This is a genomic window from Corynebacterium sp. KPL1818 (genome assembly GCF_000478135.1).
In the GTDB taxonomy this organism is placed as follows: domain Bacteria; phylum Actinomycetota; class Actinomycetes; order Mycobacteriales; family Mycobacteriaceae; genus Corynebacterium; species Corynebacterium accolens.
Genome location: NZ_KI515759.1, coordinates 117,532 through 136,809 on the forward strand (window position 1 = coordinate 117,532; position 19,278 = coordinate 136,809).

At 50.1% G+C, this 19,278-nt stretch carries 13 protein-coding genes; 10 read left to right on the forward strand and 3 right to left on the reverse strand.

Annotated elements, in window-relative coordinates; genetic code table 11:
- Positions 1-7: 7 nt before the first annotated feature.
- The 3 genes from HMPREF1261_RS06390 to HMPREF1261_RS06405 all read right to left on the reverse strand — a co-directional run bounded on the left by HMPREF1261_RS06390 (position 8) and on the right by HMPREF1261_RS06405 (position 1,863).
- The gene (locus tag HMPREF1261_RS06390) at positions 8-655 is read right to left on the reverse strand and encodes a LuxR C-terminal-related transcriptional regulator (protein WP_023030351.1); all 648 of its coding nucleotides are present in this window, start codon (positions 653-655) and stop codon (positions 8-10) included.
- A gap of 94 nt (positions 656-749) precedes the next feature.
- Positions 750-1,217: an integrase core domain-containing protein gene (locus tag HMPREF1261_RS12460; protein ID WP_198012719.1), complete on the reverse strand. Its 468-nt coding sequence runs from the start codon at positions 1,215-1,217 to the stop codon at positions 750-752.
- A 361-nt stretch (positions 1,218-1,578) separates the two neighbouring features.
- Positions 1,579-1,863 (reverse strand): transposase, encoded by a 285-nt coding sequence (locus tag HMPREF1261_RS06405; RefSeq protein WP_084538525.1) that lies wholly within the window; start codon positions 1,861-1,863, stop codon positions 1,579-1,581.
- A 268-nt stretch (positions 1,864-2,131) separates the two neighbouring features.
- On the opposite strand from HMPREF1261_RS06405, the gene HMPREF1261_RS13035 reads away from it, so the two are divergent.
- The 10 genes from HMPREF1261_RS13035 (at position 2,132) to HMPREF1261_RS06440 (ending at position 19,234) form a co-directional block, all read left to right on the forward strand.
- Positions 2,132-2,269, forward strand: coding sequence for a hypothetical protein (locus HMPREF1261_RS13035; protein ID WP_156906124.1), 138 nt, complete (start codon positions 2,132-2,134; stop codon positions 2,267-2,269).
- Between the two features lie 67 nt (positions 2,270-2,336).
- Entirely contained in the window at positions 2,337-3,254 is a 918-nt protein-coding gene (locus HMPREF1261_RS06410) for an ABC transporter ATP-binding protein (protein WP_198012720.1), read from the forward strand.
- 28 nt (positions 3,255-3,282) lie between these two features.
- Positions 3,283-3,879 carry an ABC transporter ATP-binding protein gene (locus tag HMPREF1261_RS12465; protein ID WP_255342623.1) on the forward strand — a complete coding sequence of 199 codons (597 nt, stop codon included), beginning with the start codon at positions 3,283-3,285 and terminating at the stop codon, positions 3,877-3,879.
- Positions 3,831-6,407, forward strand: coding sequence for a phosphotransferase (locus HMPREF1261_RS06415; protein WP_084538527.1), 2,577 nt, complete (start codon positions 3,831-3,833; stop codon positions 6,405-6,407). The genes HMPREF1261_RS12465 and HMPREF1261_RS06415 overlap by 49 nt, the downstream gene beginning before the upstream one ends.
- Complete coding sequence (locus HMPREF1261_RS12470; protein ID WP_023029129.1) at positions 6,400-7,038, forward strand: ABC transporter ATP-binding protein; 639 nt, start codon at positions 6,400-6,402, stop codon at positions 7,036-7,038. Before HMPREF1261_RS06415 ends, HMPREF1261_RS12470 begins: the two co-directional genes overlap by 8 nt.
- 269 nt (positions 7,039-7,307) lie before the next feature.
- Entirely contained in the window at positions 7,308-8,792 is a 1,485-nt protein-coding gene (locus HMPREF1261_RS06420; protein ID WP_232207997.1) for an ABC transporter permease, read from the forward strand.
- A gap of 334 nt (positions 8,793-9,126) precedes the next feature.
- Positions 9,127-15,012: a DUF5979 domain-containing protein gene (locus tag HMPREF1261_RS06425; RefSeq protein WP_198012721.1), complete on the forward strand. Its 5,886-nt coding sequence runs from the start codon at positions 9,127-9,129 to the stop codon at positions 15,010-15,012.
- 261 nt (positions 15,013-15,273) lie between these two features.
- Entirely contained in the window at positions 15,274-16,845 is a 1,572-nt protein-coding gene (locus HMPREF1261_RS06430) for a SpaH/EbpB family LPXTG-anchored major pilin (protein WP_023030358.1), read from the forward strand.
- 143 nt (positions 16,846-16,988) lie between these two features.
- Positions 16,989-18,332, forward strand: a complete 1,344-nt coding sequence (locus tag HMPREF1261_RS06435; protein ID WP_232208004.1) for an LPXTG cell wall anchor domain-containing protein — start codon at positions 16,989-16,991, stop codon at positions 18,330-18,332.
- Positions 18,329-19,234: a class C sortase gene (locus HMPREF1261_RS06440; protein WP_023030360.1), complete on the forward strand. Its 906-nt coding sequence runs from the start codon at positions 18,329-18,331 to the stop codon at positions 19,232-19,234. The genes HMPREF1261_RS06435 and HMPREF1261_RS06440 overlap by 4 nt, the downstream gene beginning before the upstream one ends.
- The last annotated feature ends 44 nt before the right edge of the window (positions 19,235-19,278 follow it).

The following is a 19,278-nucleotide window of genomic DNA, read 5'->3' on the forward strand; positions in this document are numbered from 1 at the left end:
AAATAGATTACAAATCGACATCATAAAAACTCTTATATATTAACTCAGCTCTGGAGACGGCTTCGTATTGTTTAAAGAGATTAGAAATATGCTTTTTTATAGAGATCTCGGAAAAATCTAACAATTCTGAGATTTGAAAAGTAGTTTTCCCTTGGCGCACGAGGTGGAGGATCTTACGATCGGTTTTGGAAAGAGCGCTACGCCTGTTGTGGGTAAAATCCGAATAATTGTGAAGAGTAAGTTTGACTAGTCGAGCAGTGTCCTGATTGGATAAGTAGCATCCGCCCCTTCGAACAACTTCTACCGCCTTTTGAACCTCTGAAATCGTTTTTGGAGGGCGGATAATCGCTGACACGCCGGCGGCCAGTAACGTTAAAAATATGTTATCTGATTCTGAGATCGTTAATGCGATGGAATAGGTGCGTACCGATGCACTGTTATTTTGAATGAAACCTAGTACAGGTAAACAGTTTTGTAATGATGTTGTTGCGTCGATAAAAACGATGTCGAAATGCTGGTGCTTTAAAAGTTCAATGGCATGCGTTCCACCTCTTGAGACTGAAACATCCTTTAGAATACTCTGAATTAAAGAAAACGGAGGAACTAGGTCGTCAGGTGCGTTGGTATCGGCGTCGCTTAGAATCAATACCCTCATTTAAGGCCTCCGTAAGTTTAAGCGGTAAAGCAGGTATAGCATTGAAGTTGCCTAACAATTAGGCCCAGTCTGTTTAAGTGTTGACCGTGTTTTCTTATCTCCATTGTTGTGAATACTTTCGTGGACTGAGGTAGCCCAGTGAAGAATGCGGATGGAAGTTATTGTAGCGCCGTGACCACTGGGCCACGAGCAAGCGGAAGTGCTCGAGATTCTCGATGTTGTTGTCTACTAACAGTTCGTCTCGCATCCAGTTGTGGAAAAACTCGACCTGCCCGTTATGCCACGGCTGATCTGGCGGGAAGAACGCTTGGATTGTTTTATCCTCGGCCGCCGAATCTTGCAGCGCATGTTCGATGAATTCAGGGTCGTTGTCCATCCGGAGCATCGGCGGACGCCCGCCATGGTCAAGGCTTGCGGGGGCGAGGAGTTCGATTACGGATCTCGCATCGATTTTCTTGTTGACCGCGAAAGCGACGTGTTCGCGAGTGTATTCATCGATGATGCTGCAGATCTCGATCGTCTTAGCAAGCCAAGTCGAATCAAACTGGAAATCCCAAGCCACACACCGCGCGGGTATTGCCCGGCAGGAGCATCTCGCAGGCCGTGGCCAGTGGCGCATTTTCGTTTCCTGCGCGGTAGTACGCGGAGGCCTTCTTCACGCCAGAGGCGACGGAAGGTTTCTCGGCACATCCCATAGCCCTCAGCGAAGGCGCTTATCCTGGCGCGCCGGTGGCCCCACCGGCGGTGATCACGCGCGAATTTATGCATCCACTCGCGCAGTTGCGCGTATTTATCAGGCTCACTGGCCCAGTTCCTAACACGCTGATAAGTGTTGCGAGAGAGTCCGAAGATCTGACAAGCGTATCTCTGAGAGTAGCCCAGCTCGACCAGGTACCAGACGGCATCATGGCTGCGAGCTGGGCTTAGAAGTTTCCCTCCGATAATTCTCTCAATGCCTCTTTGTAGAGCTCTGCATGACCAAGCAGGCGTTTGAGGCGCGTGTTTTCCTCGCACAGTCGTTGGAGTTCTTTGGCTTCGCTCTTGGTCATCGCCGCGTAGGTTGACTGCCACCGATTCAGGATGGATTCACTGATACCGAGCTCGATCCAGATCTGAGCCATGTTCGATGCTGATTCTCTGAATTCTTGAGCCGCATCGAGCTTGCGAACAAACTGTTCGGGAGTGTGTGTACCGAACTTCTTCACCATTCATCCTTTCTCTCCACCCACAGGCAGGGCATCAGTGGACAACACTAAAGTCACCTGGACCTAGAACCAAAGGCACTCCAGTATCTCCATTTTCATCGGGTTGATTGGGTAGTAAACACCGTTATCATTATTTTGATCTATAACTTACTTCAAATCAATCATTCTGATGGGGATACTATACAAAAGTATAAGAAAGCTATATTTTTCTAACATTTATCATGAGGTCTTGATAACTTGGATTCCCGAGAAGGTAAGGAGGCGAATATTAATGACCAGTATTTATGAAATTCGTGAAGCCGCTAAGGGGCTCGGCGATCAGGTTAATCGTGCAGATAGCCATGTGAGCGTGACTGACTGCGCAGCTGCACGGGAAAGCCGAGCAAGCATTGCTTGGTGTGGTAACTAAAATTTGTTTGGAGTGAGGGCTCTGAAGAGAGCCCTCACTGCATTTTATGAGTGAGAGAATGTTTCCGGTGCGTTCCCTTTGGGTGGCCGCAATCGCTTCGGCTGTTACCTCCGCGTTGTGGATGGTGCAACCATGGTTGCTTGGACAGTTGGTTGATGGTCGAACAATTCTAAGGTTCCCAGCGTGGGTGGTTCTAGTAAGCGTAACTATTTTTTGGGCTTTGGTAAGCAAAGGAGCCGAGTTCCTCAAAGGAATTGCTGAAGTTAACGGGATAGGAGCAGTCAGGACCGCCCTATTGGAGCGGTCAAGGATTGAGGTGAAGGAAAAGGGGATTCCAGCCTATAACGACAATCTAGCCTCAAATATTCTTACTGATTCCAGAGAATATGTTTCCGGAGTTGTGAGTATCGTCTGCTCGATTTCTTCTTCGCTTACAAGTGTAGTCGTAGCTGTGATTTTAGTTCTTCGGGTTAATAAAGCTTTTCTGCTCTTTATTGCGATCTCATTGATAGTCGGAATCCTCCTGACAAAAGAAGGTCTGCGGAAACTGGAGTACTCAAATGCAAAAGCGCTCGATATGAATGCTCAGCTTGTAGACGAAACGGCTTCCTTTGTGAGGAGTTATGAAGAAATTAGAGTTTTTGACGCTTTTGGTGAGGGAAAACTTGAAATCGATGATACGGTAAGTAAAATGACTTCAGCTTTGCGCGGAGTGGTACTTACCAAGTTCATTTATTTGACGGTTCCCTCTCTTATTTTTGCTTTGGTTCCTACAGTGTGTGTCGCCTTAGCAATGATTTTTCTCGTTCCTAGAGGAAATTTGTCTGTCGGTGAAGTGATTACCGTTTTTACAGTTGCTGGGATGGTAGTTTCCCCGGTTCAAGCTGTGACTGAAAGCTTGGAAAGCTTTAAAAAGTCGGAAGCTGCGAAAAAAAAGAATTCCAACTTTAAAGAGAAAAGAGTCTTTAATATCGGAGACTGCTGATTTACCAATTATCGAAAGCTCATTGTGCTTGAATTTTGCGGGAATTACGTGCGACGAGTTTCAGGCAGAGGGTAGTTATTCAGATAGTTTTAAACGGTCAGATCTTGTAATGATTTCCGGAGCGTCCGGCTGCGGAAAAACGACACTCTTGCGCGTATTAGCTGGCTTAAAAGCTCCTGAATACGGATTTGTTGAAATTTGGAATGGGCAGCAGGTTGAAAAACCAAGCAATAGGTACCGAGATTTAATTGGCTATTGTCCTCAAGAACCGGGCCTTGAAACTGAAGAAGTATCAGGAATTCTGGCGGATATTCTAGGTTTAGATACGGGTTTAGACGACTTCCTTTCCGACATATCAGATACTTTAGCTGGAAGTTCGACGGCTCTTACGGTAGGGGAACTTTCTGGAGGACAAAAGCGTCGGCTGGCCCTAGGAAGGCTTTTAGCGTCCACTAAACCTATACTGCTTTTGGATGAGCCATTCTCAGGACTTGATGAACACAACTGTGTACGTTTAGCAAAGCTATTAAATTCACAACGCTCCAGGATTGTCGTACACGCTAGTCACCACATTCCATGTCAGATAAGAAACACAAAAATAATAGCAATGAAGGATGGAAATTGAAGCTCAAAACATTTGCTGTGAGTTCACACCCTTTGGTATATGACGAGCCTAAAAGAGAAAGTGAAAGGTGGAAAATTTCTGAACGCTGGAGCTTTTTAAGTCGTGATATTGCTTCTCCATGGCGCTTCGTCGGCCCCAAGCCGAACGACCTTCCTCAATGTGGATGGAAAATCCACCTGAGTGCGATTCCTTCACAAGCTGAAGAAATTCTTGGCACGGCGATTCCAATTCTTGTAGACGCAGGAGTTTACTTTAAGGTCGCGGCCGATCCATCAGTTTATTTTAAAAAGCTCTTGAAGACAGCGTCGGTAGACGAATTTGGCAAACTTTTGACGGCATATCCGGTGACGCTTGAGAAGTTTGATGCACTGGTCTCCGAACTTTATCATGCACTCCAGGGTTTTCGTGCACCCGAAATATTATCCGATGCCCAGATAGGCAACTCCCCAGTACATTTTAGGTATGGATCATTCTTACTGATGGAGAAGTGGTGCGAAGAAAAACAACGTTGGCTTGAAGCACTTGAGTCCCCCTCGGGAGAGGTTTTTTGGCCGAGTCGATCTGGGTGTTTAGAGATTCCCCGATGGGCACCTCGGAGTGGATCTATCAATGCTGCCTTAGCTAAGCGTGATAGAAACGCAGTCAGAGTCCCCTTCGAGGTAGACCAGGTTCTTCGCTACAGCAGTAGAGGTCTCTCGATGAAAGCCTACTATCAAGGTCGTGAGGTCTTTGTAAAGGAAGTTAGAGTGCTTTCGGGTTTCACTACAAGGAGTTCGGACGGAGTCTCCAGCCTGAAGCAGGAAAGTAAAGTGCTGGAGGAACTAAAGGGATTAGACGGAGTTCCAAGTAAGTGTGAAATGATAAATGGTGAGAAGTCTAGCTTTTTGATTACCGATTATTTCAACGGGAAATCACTTAGGGCGTATGTCACGGAAACTTGTCCGCTCGTCTTGGGGACCGAGGAAAAAACGGATTCATACGTCTTTTGGGCGAAATCTTGCATGGAAAAGGCTAGAGCCGTACTTACTAGGGTGCATGATATCGGCTGGTGTCACGGTGACATTTCACCTGACAACATTTTGGTTTCTCTAAACGGAGAGGTCATGATTGTAGATTGGGAGGCGGCGGCCCCTACAGGAACAGGGGTCCCCAAATACTGGACACCGGGATTTTCTATGGCGGATCCGAGGATCCGGTGTTCAAATCAAGAAAAAGATTTTCGTCTCGAGGAGAACGACCTTTACGGGCTGGGAAAAATCGCGCTGTCACTTTTTTACCCGTCTGCGTCCCAGGTGGACTTCTCATTAGAAGAGCGGAGCGTGATTCTAGATGAGATTCAAGATTTCTACGGTAAAGCGGCTCGTGAATGGTTGGAGGAGTTTATCGAGCTCCCTGTACCGCGGTACGCTTTTGGTCGAGTCAATGAGTTTGATCTTGCAGGTGGCATTGTCGAGTCGTGGGGCAGGTTCGAAGAGCATTTGCAAGTCAGCGAGACTATACCAGTTGGAGCCGGTAGCTTAGGTAGCGGTACGATATTTTCTCCCGAAGGGCTGCGGGATTTAGTGTACACGCAAAGTCAAAACCAGTACGAAGACTACAGATTTAAGAGTGAATTATTGAGGAAAGCGGAAATAGATTCTGATCTTTATAACAGGAATGCTGTACATTTGACTGAGCTCCGTATGGTGCTAAAACCTACACCAGACTCGATAAATGAGTATGTTCAATCCTTGGAGCGAGAATACAGTTCGAAGATTGAGCATGAATTCACGCTTGAAAAAATGATTCGAGATCTAGTTATACTTTCTCGCGTTAGAGGTTCCGGATCATTACTCCGAAATGAGACAAGCCTTTTGCTTGAAGAGCTTGGACTGAATTTGTCTGATCTGCTCCTTAGCTCCTTTGGGGATAGAAAGATCGAAGCCTCCGGTGGCCTTTTAAGCGGCTGGAGTGGAGCTGCTATGGCACTCCTCCAGTGGTGGGAATTCGAACAAAGCTCGAGGGCCGAGAGTGTTTTAGATGTCGCTGAAACTATGTGTACCGAGGACCTTCTTGGTTGTAAGAAGTCCAAAAATGGAAGCTTGATGATCGATGATGGGGATAGGCTGCTCCCGTACCTAGCAGAAGGAAGCGCTGGTGTCTTGTGGGCAATAACTGAGTTTGCGAAAAAGCATAGAATCATTGCCACCGACGAGCAACTTTTAGGCTTAATAGAAGCGTGTTCGTCAAAGTACTTCGCTACAGCGGGATTGTTTTACGGTCGTGCAGGCTGTTATTGGGCGTTGAAGCGAGCTAATGAGGTTTTTGGCTCTCAAGTCGGAGGACAAATGGTTCGAAGTCAAGAAATACTTTTGAAAAAGCAATGCATGGAGATGGATGGGGCAGTCTATTGCCTTGGAGACCGCAATGAAAGGTTTACTCTTGACTTCGCCTTTGGCACGGCTGGAGTGCTTTACGCACTTACCAAGAAAGCTTGTCGACCAGGGGATTGGATCCCTTTTCCTGAACTAGGAGGAAAGAATGCTTGAGCTATGTAACTTAGAAATATCGTCGAAACGAGGCAAGATACTTGCTTGCATAGACAAACGCTTTTCGGAAGGAAGTGTCCATTGGGTTCGAGGCAAATCGGGGGCAGGTAAAACCACCCTCCTAAAGACAATCGCCGGACTTCAACCACCTTCATCAGGAGAGGTAAAATTATGCGGAAAAAGTCTTTGGTCAATTTCGAGACGTCAGCGTGATATGCTGAGGGCTCAATCTATGGGCGTGGTGTTCCAAGATTCAGGGTTGATCCCTTGTCTAACTGTAGGCGAGAATCTAGCTTTTGCGTGCAGCCTTTCTAGTGACTCATCACTTTCGACAGACAGCAGTTCTCTGCTCACGAATTTCGGGATTATTGAGCTATCTGATTGTCTTCCCGGTGAACTTTCCGGAGGCCAGCGCCAGCGTGCAGCTGTTGCAACAGCGCTTTGTAAACAGCCGCGACTTATTCTTGCAGACGAACCTACCAGTGCACTCGACGAGGAAAATGCATATATTGTCCTGAATTACCTTTCGCAATATGCCCAATCCTGCCAAGCAATTGCTTTGATAGTTTCCCACGATGAACGCGTCGCGGAGTTTGCTGATCACAGTCTTGCAATTGGGGGCCCTCTGTGAATTATCGCTCGTTGGCATCGAAGATTCGGAGGGACACAATCGTTGAAAGTGTCCCATTTCTTTCAACTTGTTTTGTCCTTACTTTTTTCATCGGCATATTGATCTCGACTGTAGGGGCGAAGGAAGTCACTGAGTCGTTATCGATGGGGCTGATGTATTCTGCTGTCGTTTCTCTAGTACCTTTCAGCTTGGCTCTTAAGTATTGTATTAGGCACGTCATAATGGGGAGAAGAGCACATTATAGAGCCCTTCGTTTGTTTGGATTCCCATTGTCAAAGATTCGCTATGGGTTGGTGTGTGAAGCTGTAGTAGTGATCGCGTGCTTTTCCTTGGTCAATGCTTTTCTTGTACCAATGGTTATTCAGCCGCTTTTTTCGTTTATATATTCTGGGGTTAGAATTACTTCGCCTTCTGGTTTCCCGTCCCCATTCCTCGTGGCTTTCCTTACGTGCTTGGTTACGACCCTGCTTAGTATTTTTCCCCTACGGCAAGAAACGAGTTCTCTAGCTGAGCTAAGGGAGAAACCTGTTGGCGTAGATGCAGAGCCCAGTAGTCCGCAAGCTTCAGAGTTGTTTCATTATCCGTTAGGGATTGTTGCTTGTGTGCTGGGAGTCGCCATTTTTCTTTTGATACCGCAGGCTCCTCCAGGAAGCCGCTGGCCGTTGTTGTTCATTTATGCCACGCCTTTTTTGGTTAGCGCTGCTTCGGTATTTATTTATGCGCTTATTCTTTACGTGATTGAGCGTTTTTTGTTACGCCGACGTGGTTGGACCTCATTCGTGCTAGCTATTCGACTTTTGCGTTCCTTCATTCCCGCCACAGTTTTGCGGATGGTTTGCATTTTTGTCTTACTTCCAGTCATATTATTTGTTTCTAACGACTCGGCCCTTTTCTCCGCCCGACAGGCATTAGCCGATAATGTTGAAGATGTATTTGTGGCAGCTCCGGTCGGTGAAGGAACAGATGGCGTTGCGGAGGTAAGAAAAGCTTGTCGAGATTATTCGCAGGATTGTTTAGGCGTGCTAAGGTGGGCGCCGGCTATTGAAGACTCGGGACAGCTTGAACCTTCCAGCCTGGAAGAAGGGGCCGTTTACACCCTAGTGGAGGATCGAGATGGAACCATTGATTCTTTGTTAAAAGACAAGGGCGTAGTAGGTCAAGAGCCTCGTTCCCCATTTGACCAGACTTGGATGCGACCATGGGATCAAACCTTCAATTCTCAGTCAGAACCTGCTTGGCAAAGCGATGAGGAAGATACGTATTCAGTTGCAGTATTTTCGAACCCTCCTGACCTCGGAGTTACTGAGAATATATCAATTGCGAGTGCCAATCAGTGGGCAGAAAAACTTCCTGAGCAGTTACTTTATGGCCCGAACGGTACGGGCACTAGCGAGTTTATACCACTATTTGCCTACGTGATTGTTGGTGTGGCAGTCCTTATTTTCGGGTTGGCGTTAGCTCAGCAGGGGAGGCTTATTCGGGATGCGCGAACAATTTGGGAACAGGGAGTACCAGTCACTGAAGCGTATCGCACTAGAAAACTGGCCAATTGCGTGCCGTCTGCCTTCGCGGTGTTGCTTTCGCTGGGAGTAGCCGGGTTCCTAAGTACGTATATGGATTCTCAAATTGCACATAGATTGGTAATTCACTTTCCCTCTCTTCCTCTTGGTCTCATCCTATTCTTAGTAGCGGTTATCGGTTTGGCTGCCATTAGTAGTAATTTTGTGCAGTCACCAAAAGAGGATAATGGTTAATCGGTCGTGTAATGTTGTTCATAACTCAAGCTTGAAGCGCCCCAGACTTTCCCAACTACTCAAACGGAACAAAACCTGAGGCACTTCAATATAACGATATGGGAAGCTCTGGGCTATGATGTACATGTTGGTGGTTGCCTTGAGCTATGGCCCACCCGAGGCATGTTTAGCGGCTGGAATCGACACGTTATTCCGAGTGCCATGCCTAAAGAATTGCGCCGAACCGTAGTGGATTGTGCACTGTGGTGGGCGGAACCGTAATCGGAAGGACACGTCGATGGCTCATTCTGCCTCGTCTCTGCTTCGGTCCCTATCTTCAGTACTCGTACGCATTGTGGCATTCGTACTTAGTATTGTCATTGGGGCTTCTTTTTTGGTAATACCCCAACTGACAACACCGCACGCAGCGGCAGCCGAAGACTCTAATAGGAATAGCTCGGATGGCACCAACTTTGGTGATTGTTCCTTTCGTACAGGCACAGGCGATGTTGAACAATGGGCGAATCAGATTTGCTGGCTTGATGTCAGTGATATGACGAGGCCGGGGCGCGTCACCCAACATGTTGGGGACTACACCATTACGTTTGACTTGTCGATTTCGTCGAAAGATCCAAATACATCAATTACGTCGCAGCCTAACCCGACGTGGTCCGAAGCTATTTTCGGGAAACCTGGCTTTTTCCAGAAAGCAACTGGGAATATCACCCAAGATGTGCTGCAGATGGAGGGGGGAAAGGACCCGTTTACCCGTTTTACATTGAGCAATATTAAGGTCGAGCGCGCTGGTGTCAAAGAATCGTTGTCCAACTACCGCTTTGCCGTCGCGGATGCTGAATCTACGGGTGGACCTGGCATTGGTGAGATGATCAGTGTGGACGGTGGTGCCGGCAGTAAAGTCACTGAACCGGTGGAGCTACGCCGGAATAATGAGCATAAGGCCTGTGAAAGACAATTCGGCGTGGGCAAAGAGCCGACGCCGGGGCAGTGGCGACCCATCGCTGATGATGATCGTCAAAGAGGATTCGTGTGTCACTCCAGAGTCGGTGGTGCGCACTCGTCTTGGGTGGTCGGGGTAGATAATCCAAAGACTATGCAAATCAGCATGGGTTCTCGCACGCCGGGTAAGCAGGCTGTCGCTATCGGGGTGTCCCTCAATCGGCTTAGTTTTAACGCGAAACAAGATCTAGCAAAGATCGATTCTTCTTACGAAGAAGCGGCGACTCAGGTATCCCGGAATGCCGACTACCATGCTTTTCTTAGCGATAACACCGGTGAAACTGATATCCCGGTCAACGCAGGTGGATCCGGTACGGTGATGCGTCGGCTTGACACTCATGGGAACGCCACGGGCCGGATAGGATTCCGTTCCCAACTTAATCCGACGGACAAGGCGTTCGACCGTTATTATCCCGTCTGGCGTTGTACGTTGAGCAATTCTGATGGCGGTGTCCAAACCTTTGATATCAAGGCCGGAAATGTGCCGAGTGGTTATGACTTAAATAAAGACACCGCATCCGGGCAATCGACATTACTACTGCCAGCAAACGACAATCGTGTACCCAATTGCTCGGTTTCCTGGCAGCCCAAGTTTTCGCCAGCTGCGTTAACCCTAAGCAAAAAGGTAAATGGTTCCGCGGCAAACTTTAGCGATATTCAGTCCCGTAAGTTTACCTTGCACTACTCGTGTAAAGCTCCGTCCGGGTTTGAAAACGCCTATCCGGAAGTGAAGCTGGAAGATGACGTTGAATTAGAGAGCGGAACCTCTGAAGTAGTTAGGTCCTTGCCGGAGGGTGCGTCCTGTACCGTGAGCGAAAAATTTGCCGAGGGCGAAGAGGCCCCTCCGGGAACGGACTTTAGCCTCGCATGGAATGGTCAAAAAGCTACGGGTGATCCGAATTCTGCGGTCAAGGTGGAGCTTAAGCCGGATAGGAATAATCCCAGCCGGCCTGCCTCCGGGAAGGCTGACGCAGTAAACACCTACGATTATCAAAAAGCTTCACTAAAGCTCAGTAAGCGTATCACCGGTGAGCCAGTAAATGATGGCGAGGTTGGCGGTGCCTTTAAATATAGCGTGCGTTGTGAAGGCACGAATATGGGTCAGCGGAATGGAACGCTGGATCTCAGCAAGGCTAAGCCGGAAAACTCCGCGGTCATCTCGGACCTGCCTGTCGGAAGGGAGTGCATTCTAGAATTCTCGCCTGAGTTTTCTGAGGAGCAGGACCAGACGATCTCCGTTGATAAACAAAGTGCCACTTTGAATGGGCAACCCATTGAGACGGATGAAAACAACTACTATCACTTCTGGTTAGAGGCGAAGGGAAAAACGAAGGAGCTCCGCGAAGAGACGGAGTTCGGGTACAAAACCTTCCCTTTGGTCATCCAAAAGCAGGTTTCCGGATTAGCGGCTGGCAATGAAGACGTGAAAGCCCTTGATTTCCAGGTTAATTACCGCTGTGAGGTAGGTGGAAAGACGGTTAAGGAAGGAAAAGTTAATCTCCTTCACAACGGCGATGAAGTATCCATCGATGGAATCAGGGCAAACGCCGATTGCTACGTCTGGGAAGATGAGCCAACTGGAACTACAACGGCCGACTTCAAAGGCGCAATGATCAGCGCTACAGATGCCAGCGGTATTGTAAAAAAGCTGAGCAACGCGGAAGCACAAAATGCTGCCATTGTGACTATGCGCCAAGTATCAGGCGATAGCCGGAACGTGGTCACCGTGACGAATAAATTCGACTCAAAGCTCGGGGCGGTGACCCTGCGTAAAAACGTTGAATCCACGGTAAACAACGCGGACCTTCCAGATTCCTATACCTTTACATATCGCTGCGGACCGCGGAACTTCTATGAAGGCAACGGCGATGATGCGCAAATCCGGACCGTCAACCTCGAAGGTAAAGTCACTGTACCTGCTAACGGGGAGGCAACGTTGGTCTCGGACGATCCGCGGCTGAATGATAAGAATGGCAAGCTGGGCGTGCCCTATGGCAACGAGTGTAGCTTTGTCGAAGAGACGCCCAATATCAGCGGTGGCATCAACTTCGAGACCGATACCGATCCAGTAAAGGTTTCCGTTGATGCTGAAGACAATACTGCGACTGCAACTAACAAATTCACACCTGCCGGCCAAGGCCTAAATATTTCCCTGCGTTCTACCGGGCGTGAGTCATTGGCCCCAACATCGTGGAATTACGATCTGCGTTGCGATAACGGCTACTCCGCTAAGCTTGATTTAGCCCCAGGAAAGAGCGCAAACATTGCGGCAAATGACGTTCCTTTGGGAACGGGATGCGAATTAGTTGAAGAAAAAGACTCTGCGGAGCGTACGTCCGATACTGGGGAAACCTATCCCATCGGTATCGATTCGGACTATCGTTACGCCGCCGATGAAGGCGAGCCTAAAGAAATAGGCAATGGGGAAAAGTTCACCATCGGTGAAAAGTCCACCTTTAAAATTCACCACGATTATCATTTCTTGCAAGCTACGGTTTCGAATGCTAAAGAAGTTAATTTTGATGATCCCAATAACCTGATCTCGCAAGCTAGTCGTGACGCTAAGGTGGCGCAGGATTTTCCTGTCGAGCTAAGATGCACCAACCCGGATGGTACGCCTGGCGTGCACGTGACCTCGACAATCAAGGTAGGCAAGAGCGAATCAGCAAATATTAACGTGGGTTCGCACTGCACAATCTCCGAGCCGAAAATCGATCCGGAGGTTGGTGTCTCCCTAGAGCAGAGCATTATTCTCAATGGGGATATTAGTGCGGACGGTTCTAGGGAATACGCGTTTAACAATTCGGACGACGTAAAGGTCACTTTTATCAATACCTATAAGCGTCAAACTTCGGACCTTAAGTTGAATACCAAAGCGTGGTTGCCAAACCAGAGCATCCGCGATCAGTATTCGGCTGCCGGTAAGAATGTTGCAGATATCTTTAATGAGCACAACTACAATTTGGTGTGCCAAGAAGCCGGTGCTGCCGGCGGTGGTGACCCCCTGTTTAGCCAAACGGTAACAGTTAAGGGTGAGGGAGATACCGCGTTCACCGAGGTTCCTGTGGGCGCCGATTGCCGTATAACCGGTGATCGATTCGGTCAACTGGACTTGGACATCAACGACGGGGAACACGATAATAAAGCGTTTGTCCGGCCATCCCATGTGGAATGGACTACCCAGCAACAAGCCGGAAATGCGGTTGAAGACAAGGAACTGAAAGATGAAAAGTCGACCTCGCCGTCTTTCAACATCTCGGGTGAAGAAGACGAAAACCAAGTCCGCCTTGTAAATCACTACGAGTACGAGACCGCCAAGGTGAAGCTCAGCAAGGATCTCGTAGGCCGCGAGGGCAACCTGAAGGAAATTCCAAACAACTATGAAATGAACTTCACTATGCAGTGCGAGGCTGTGGGCTATAGGACCAGTACAATCGGTGATCTTTCATTCCTTTCGCAACACCTGCGGCCTAAATCTGCATCTGTAATCCCGTCTTCTATCACCAAGAAGCAATTCCACGATGCTGGTACGCAAGGGGAAAATAGCGTCCTTTCCTTCAACTCTGACGAGGCCCTAGTTCCCGCAGGGGCAACGTGCCGAGTAACGGAGCAAGATGCCTCCAATACTCCGGTGGAATTGGAGATCACCCCGGAAGAAAAGGACATCGAAAAGAATGCCCCTAATCCTGGTGCGGATAAAGCAACGGATCTTCACTTCATCAATAGGGTGGAGCGGCGCACTGCACCTGTGAATCTGATTGTCCGGAACTCTGGATATCTTGAGGGAGCTAATCCTTCGGGATATACCGCAACTGTGGTTTGCAAGGATCCGGCGGCAACGACAATCACTGAGAATTTCCCATTAGCCGATACCAGTGCGACGGAGTTGCCTCGAACATATGAGGCTCCTACGGGCGGTCGTCCCCTGCAACTTCCTGTTGGCGTGGACTGCACACTGCAACTAGGTGGCGATGCATTTGCGGAACGCGGCCAGCTGGAAGCCACGGCGGGCAGCCGCACGCCATTGACCCAATACGCTCGATGGGCCGCTGACCAACGAGAAATTCCATATAGCTCGTTGTCGAATATTGCTGCTAAGGACGTCAAAAAAGACGATAAGAAACGTGAGTACACGTTTAAAACCGCGGCAGAGCGTTCATCCACCAGTGAACCCATGGTAATCGGTGCAGATATTTACCATCCGCGCGCGCATTACGATGTCCAATTCACTAAGAACGCCATTGGTGGCCCTGCACAAGACGCAGAGTTTACATTCCGCCATTCTTGTAGCGATCCCAATGACCCAGACGCGTCCAATGGGGAATTTACGTTGAAGTCGGGTGGTGAGCACACCATTAAGAACGTTCCAGTGGATTCTGATTGTCAGATCAGCGAGATCGATGATGGGATAGAAGGCAACGATTCCATTTTCAGTCTTGGTGATACGGGCGATCGAATCACTGCGTTGCCAAGCGCCTCGGGCGGTTCTCTCCCAGGCGGAGCGCCTGCCGATGCCGCTGAGCCGAACAACGGCGAAGCAATGAGGTCGATTGCCTTTAACGTCCAGCCGGTCCAAGACGGCGCTGACACGAGCCGTTCCGGTGAGCGGTGGTCAGTAGTGGCAAAGAATGAATTTGCCGGATTGAATGTGGAAAAGTCTATTGAGGGTACGCCCTTGGGCAAGCTCACGGGTGATGTATTCGATACCACGCTGCTTCCGGCAGATGCGAAGACCATGCCCATGACTTATAAGGTCACCAATGATGGTGTATTCGATCTGGAAGGTCTGCAGGTCAAAGACCAATCCTTGGCGGGATTGCACCTTCTAAAGGACGGCAAGTCCGTGGAGGTTCCGCAAGACGGCGTTATCCCGCAGGAGATTTGCTCCCCGCCGGAAGCACTCAAGGTGGGTGACGAATTTAGTTGCAGTTTCGAGGCACAGATACCGGTGGGTGATGATGAAACTTATCGGTACCCAGATACGGGAGACTCCACCGTGACTGTGACTGCGCAGGTACAAGGACAAGACGGCGTTCATTCTGCTTCTGGTTCCGATACGCAAGGGGCACTGCGCCCATCTGGGCTTATCGCAGGCCTACTGCCCGAAACGGGTATGCAGACCCTCGTATGGATCCTCATCCTGGGGCTTGCGCTTCTTGGATTTGGACTGTGGCGTTACCTGCGTCAATCTGACGATGAGGACGATTCCCCAGAAGAGTCCTAGCAGGACTAATCTTTGGCACCCAGCAGGGTGGTGGGTCCTTGCTAATTAAGGCATAGCGGTCAAAGTGAAGCATTCACCTTGACCGCTAACCTTTGTATATATTCCTTATTCAATAACTATCTTTTAGCAGGTGAAAAGTTTGCTTCTCCAATTGTGTAGTGAGCTGTCACCGGCATATACTTTTACACTGGTTTCATTTTCGCGCTGACCGGCTCCCTTGAACTTCGGCTCAGTAATTCTCTATGAGAGGACCCCTTACTAATGTCTCATATTGCCTCTAAGACCTTAGCGGTCGCTCTTGCGGCAGGATTGGCCGCAGCCACCCCAGTTGCATTCGCTGCTCCCGGTGATGGTGCATCGGTGCTGGCACAGGGCGAAAATGCCCGCGCTTCTATTGATGCAAGCAAAACGGGTTCTATCACCATTGATAAGCACTCGGGCGATCCCGTTGGAGATGGCAATCCAGGCGCGGACACCGCTCTTAAGGGGATGAAGTTCAAGGTCGAAAAGGTCCAGATGACCAATAAGCTGGATACCGCCGCCGGCTGGTCTGAGGCGAAAAAATTGGTTGAAGCCGGAGCTGAGAACGCACCACTTGACTCGGGATTTACGGCGCAGGAAAAAACTACTGATGGATCCGGTCAGGCTGAGTTTACGGGCTTGGCCGTCGGCATGTACAAAGTGACTGAGCTTCCTAGCGAAACCAACACTAACTACACAATCGGCGCTCCGTTCTTGGTCACCGTTCCTTTAATCGGTGATGACGGTGCGGTGAACTATGACCCTAAAGTTTCCCCGAAGAACCAGCTGATTCAGCCAAAGAAGAGCGCCGAAAATGGAAACGCTAATGTTGGCGATAACATTTCTTATACGATTGAAGCTCCGGTACCTGCGGGTGATGTTGACCGCCAAGGCAACCGCAATATCCCGCATTTCGAGATTACGGATAATCTCAATGAGCACCTTGCTTTCGCGAACGGTGCAGAGGGCGTAACCGTGAGCGCTGAGGGAGTCGAAAACCTTACCCGCGGAGATCAAGGTGACTATACGGTCGCAATTACCGGAGACGGTAATAAAAACCTCTCGGTGAACTTCACCGAGGACGGGCGGAAAAAGCTTGCCGATGCCCGAGCCAACAAACCTGACCTCTCTGTGCAGGTAAAGTTCAACGCCACGGTCCAGAGCATCCCCGCCAACGGTAAAATTGAAAACCTCGCTCACTTGGACTTGAACGGCAACGATCAAGATCCCGGCATCCCCACCACGCCTGGCGGGGACAACTCAGGCAACAATGAAGGCGCGACGACGACGCACTACAACGACGTGTCGATTATGAAGACGTTGAACGGTCAGTCTACTGAGGATGAAGCCACCGGTGCTGGCGCAGAATTCCAGGTTTTTGAGTGCACCGCTGACGGTGACAAGTGGAAGGTATCTGACCAAGCTGCTCCTATTAAGGGTGCCAACGCAGAAGGTACGGCTGTAGCTTCTGCAACGCTGACAGCGGCTGACCCAGTACAGGGCGAGGCAGCAAAGGCCGATGGTTACTTCCTGCAATTCGATCGGAATAAGGACTATTGTGCCGTTGAGACGAAAGCTCCTCAGGGCTATCTCATCAACCCAGATCCGCACCACCTTTCCGAAACTGACCAAACGCGTGGCGAGGGTGAAAATACTCGCGTGATTTATACCGCGACTATTGATGACGTGAAGGACAATATTTGGGGCAAGCTGCCCGCTACTGGTATGCGGACGATGCTGATCATTCTGGGTCTCGGCGCGCTCTTGTTCATCGGCGGTGCCTACTACCAGCTGAAGCGCCGTAACGCCTAAGACAGGCTAGTAGCTCATACCTGCATGCCTCGCCTGCAAGGGCAGGGGCGCGCGGATTGGGCGAATGGTGGGAGGCGAAACGTAGAACTTCGTTCTCCCACTTAGCAGTGGACTCTGCGTAGTGGAAGGTTGTTGAATTGCGCGTGCGGCGAGTGCGGCAGATTGGTGCCGCGGTGATAACGATGGGGCTTATTAGTGGCCTCTCGTTTCAGCCGCAGCCGGTACCGGAAATGCCGGGAGGATCCGGCATTTCGGCGGTCGCACATGCGGCATCGCGGAGCAGTGACCTTCATATCGATCTCAAGGAATCCGTGGGTGAAGAATGGTTCCAGGATATTGGGGACCGTGAACTTGAGCTGCTATTGATTAAAGATGTACGCATTAATGACTTGCCGCAGCTCAACGTGCCGCAGTTATTGCGCGATAATCCGGATCGTTTTATCTCGATGGCGAAGAAAACCACCTCTGAGGGGGAAGCGACTTTCAAGGGCGTAGAACCTGGGGTGTATCTCCTCAACGTGGCGGATAACCAGGGCACTAAAGACTCCCGGGTATCGTATGCGCCATTCGTCATCGCGGTATCCGGTGACGGCAAGGCGCATAATATTGAACTCAAGGCGCAAGTTCTTAACGCAGAAATACAACCGCGGACATCGTGTAGCGTCGCCGGAGGTCGTTTTGCGGTCGCAGCTGGCGGCCGGATTGTCTACGAGATTTCTGGGTCCGCGCCGAATGTCAGCGCTGAAGGAGATATTAAGCGCTATGAAGTGACTACCACAGTGTCGGTAGGCCATAAAGCAGAAAGTCTTGCGGTGGACTCGGTGCGAATCGTGGGCGCCGGCAAGCAGCTCGAGTTATCTGCGGATCAGTACCGCGTAGAAAACACCGGGAATACGGTGAAGCTGGTTTTTAAGGATTCCGCGCTACAACAATTGGCAGATCTTCGTAGCCTAGATCCTTCTACTGTGGTGAAAGCAAGCGTTGCCGTTCGTGCGGAGGCTTCTGCAGCGAGCGAGCTTAGCTCCACTACAACGATTCTTACGGACGGCATGGACGCGGAACGGCGCCCGGTTGAGGTATCCGATGCCGCGAGTCTGCCCGTAGTGGCATATTCGGAGTGCATGAAAGGTACGGATTCGACGACGCCTGCGGTCCCATCTGGTGGGCAGTCGCTTCCTTCTTCGGCCCCAGGTTCCTCGTCGGATGCTGGATCCGGTGAACCTGAAGCGAATGGTTTCCCGCCTCCTCCATCGGAAGATGGGCACCAGGGAGCCTTATCTGCCGCGGAAGGCGATCCAGCTGCTTCCCAAGAAGATGGCAAGCATGGCAAAATTCTAGGTAGTTTGGCTTCTACCGGTGCCTCAGTGATTGGCATCGTTGCACTAGGAGTAGTGCTCATTATTGGAGGCCTCATCGTGCTTGCGCGGCGGCGAAAAGATGACGATGATTCGAATCAGCACGTTGGACCAGAGGGAGGCAACTCGTGACCACGACCGTTGAAAAGCCGTTGCCCGCTGAGAATAAGAAGAAAAAGAAGAGCAACGTGGTGTCCATTATTGCGCTCATTCTCGGCGCACTCTTGCTGCTGTATCCGGTAGTGTCTACTTTGGCCAACCACAATAAGCTGATGCGGCAGACCGAAGCTTATAGCGGCAAGGTCGAAGATCTAAGTCAAGAGGAAAAAGACCGCCAACTTGCCCGCGCACGCGAATATAACGAGCGTCTGCTGGCTGAAGGCCCGCACGCTCGTCCGCCGGTGGATAGCGATCCAGGCATGGAAGACTATATGTCCCAATTGAATGTGGACGGTCCTACCGACATGATTGCCCGCATTCGCATTCCGCGCATCAATGTGGATTTGCCCGTCTTCCACACCACTGCGCCGAAGGTGCTTTACGATGGCGCCGGCCACATGTATGGCTCCACGCTTCCGGTTGGCGGTGATGGAACGAATGCGGTGATCTCTGCCCACACGGGCATGGTCAATGCGGCGATGTTTGATGAGCTTCCGCGTTTGCAAGAAGGCGATGAGATTTTCATCGAGGTTATGGGGGAGCGCCTCCGGTACAAAATGACCGGCAGGGAAGTGGTCAAGCCTGAAGCTTATGACGCGGTGACGTATGAGCCCGGCCACGATAAGCTCACCCTGATTACGTGTACTCCCTATGGCCTTAATACCGATAGGTTGCTTGTTCACGCGGAACGCGTACCGCTGGAGCCAGGGAACCCAGAACCTGATACCGCTGGATTCGGCTGGTCGTGGTGGATGATTCTGGTCATCGCGATCATCTTGCTCACCTTGCTGATCATCCTGTGGAAGAACTACCGGCGGCGCAAGAAGAAAAAGCAGCAGGAAGCTCAACAAGCATCTGCCGAAGGCGAACTCTAAAATTCCGCGCATCGTGGATAGTGGGGTGGAGCTGATAGACTTTA

What these genes read in the sequence shown, in the direction of transcription:
- HMPREF1261_RS12470 (WP_023029129.1), top strand. Translation starts at nt 6,400, where the DNA reads ATGCTTGAGCTATGTAACTTAGAAATATCGTCGAAACGAGGCAAGATA.
- HMPREF1261_RS06405 (WP_084538525.1), bottom strand. Translation starts at nt 1,863, where the DNA reads ATGGTGAAGAAGTTCGGTACACACACTCCCGAACAGTTTGTTCGCAAG.
- HMPREF1261_RS06430 (WP_023030358.1), top strand. Translation starts at nt 15,274, where the DNA reads ATGTCTCATATTGCCTCTAAGACCTTAGCGGTCGCTCTTGCGGCAGGA.
- HMPREF1261_RS06415 (WP_084538527.1), top strand. Translation starts at nt 3,831, where the DNA reads ATGTCAGATAAGAAACACAAAAATAATAGCAATGAAGGATGGAAATTG.
- HMPREF1261_RS06390 (WP_023030351.1), bottom strand. Translation starts at nt 655, where the DNA reads ATGAGGGTATTGATTCTAAGCGACGCCGATACCAACGCACCTGACGAC.
- HMPREF1261_RS13035 (WP_156906124.1), top strand. Translation starts at nt 2,132, where the DNA reads ATGACCAGTATTTATGAAATTCGTGAAGCCGCTAAGGGGCTCGGCGAT.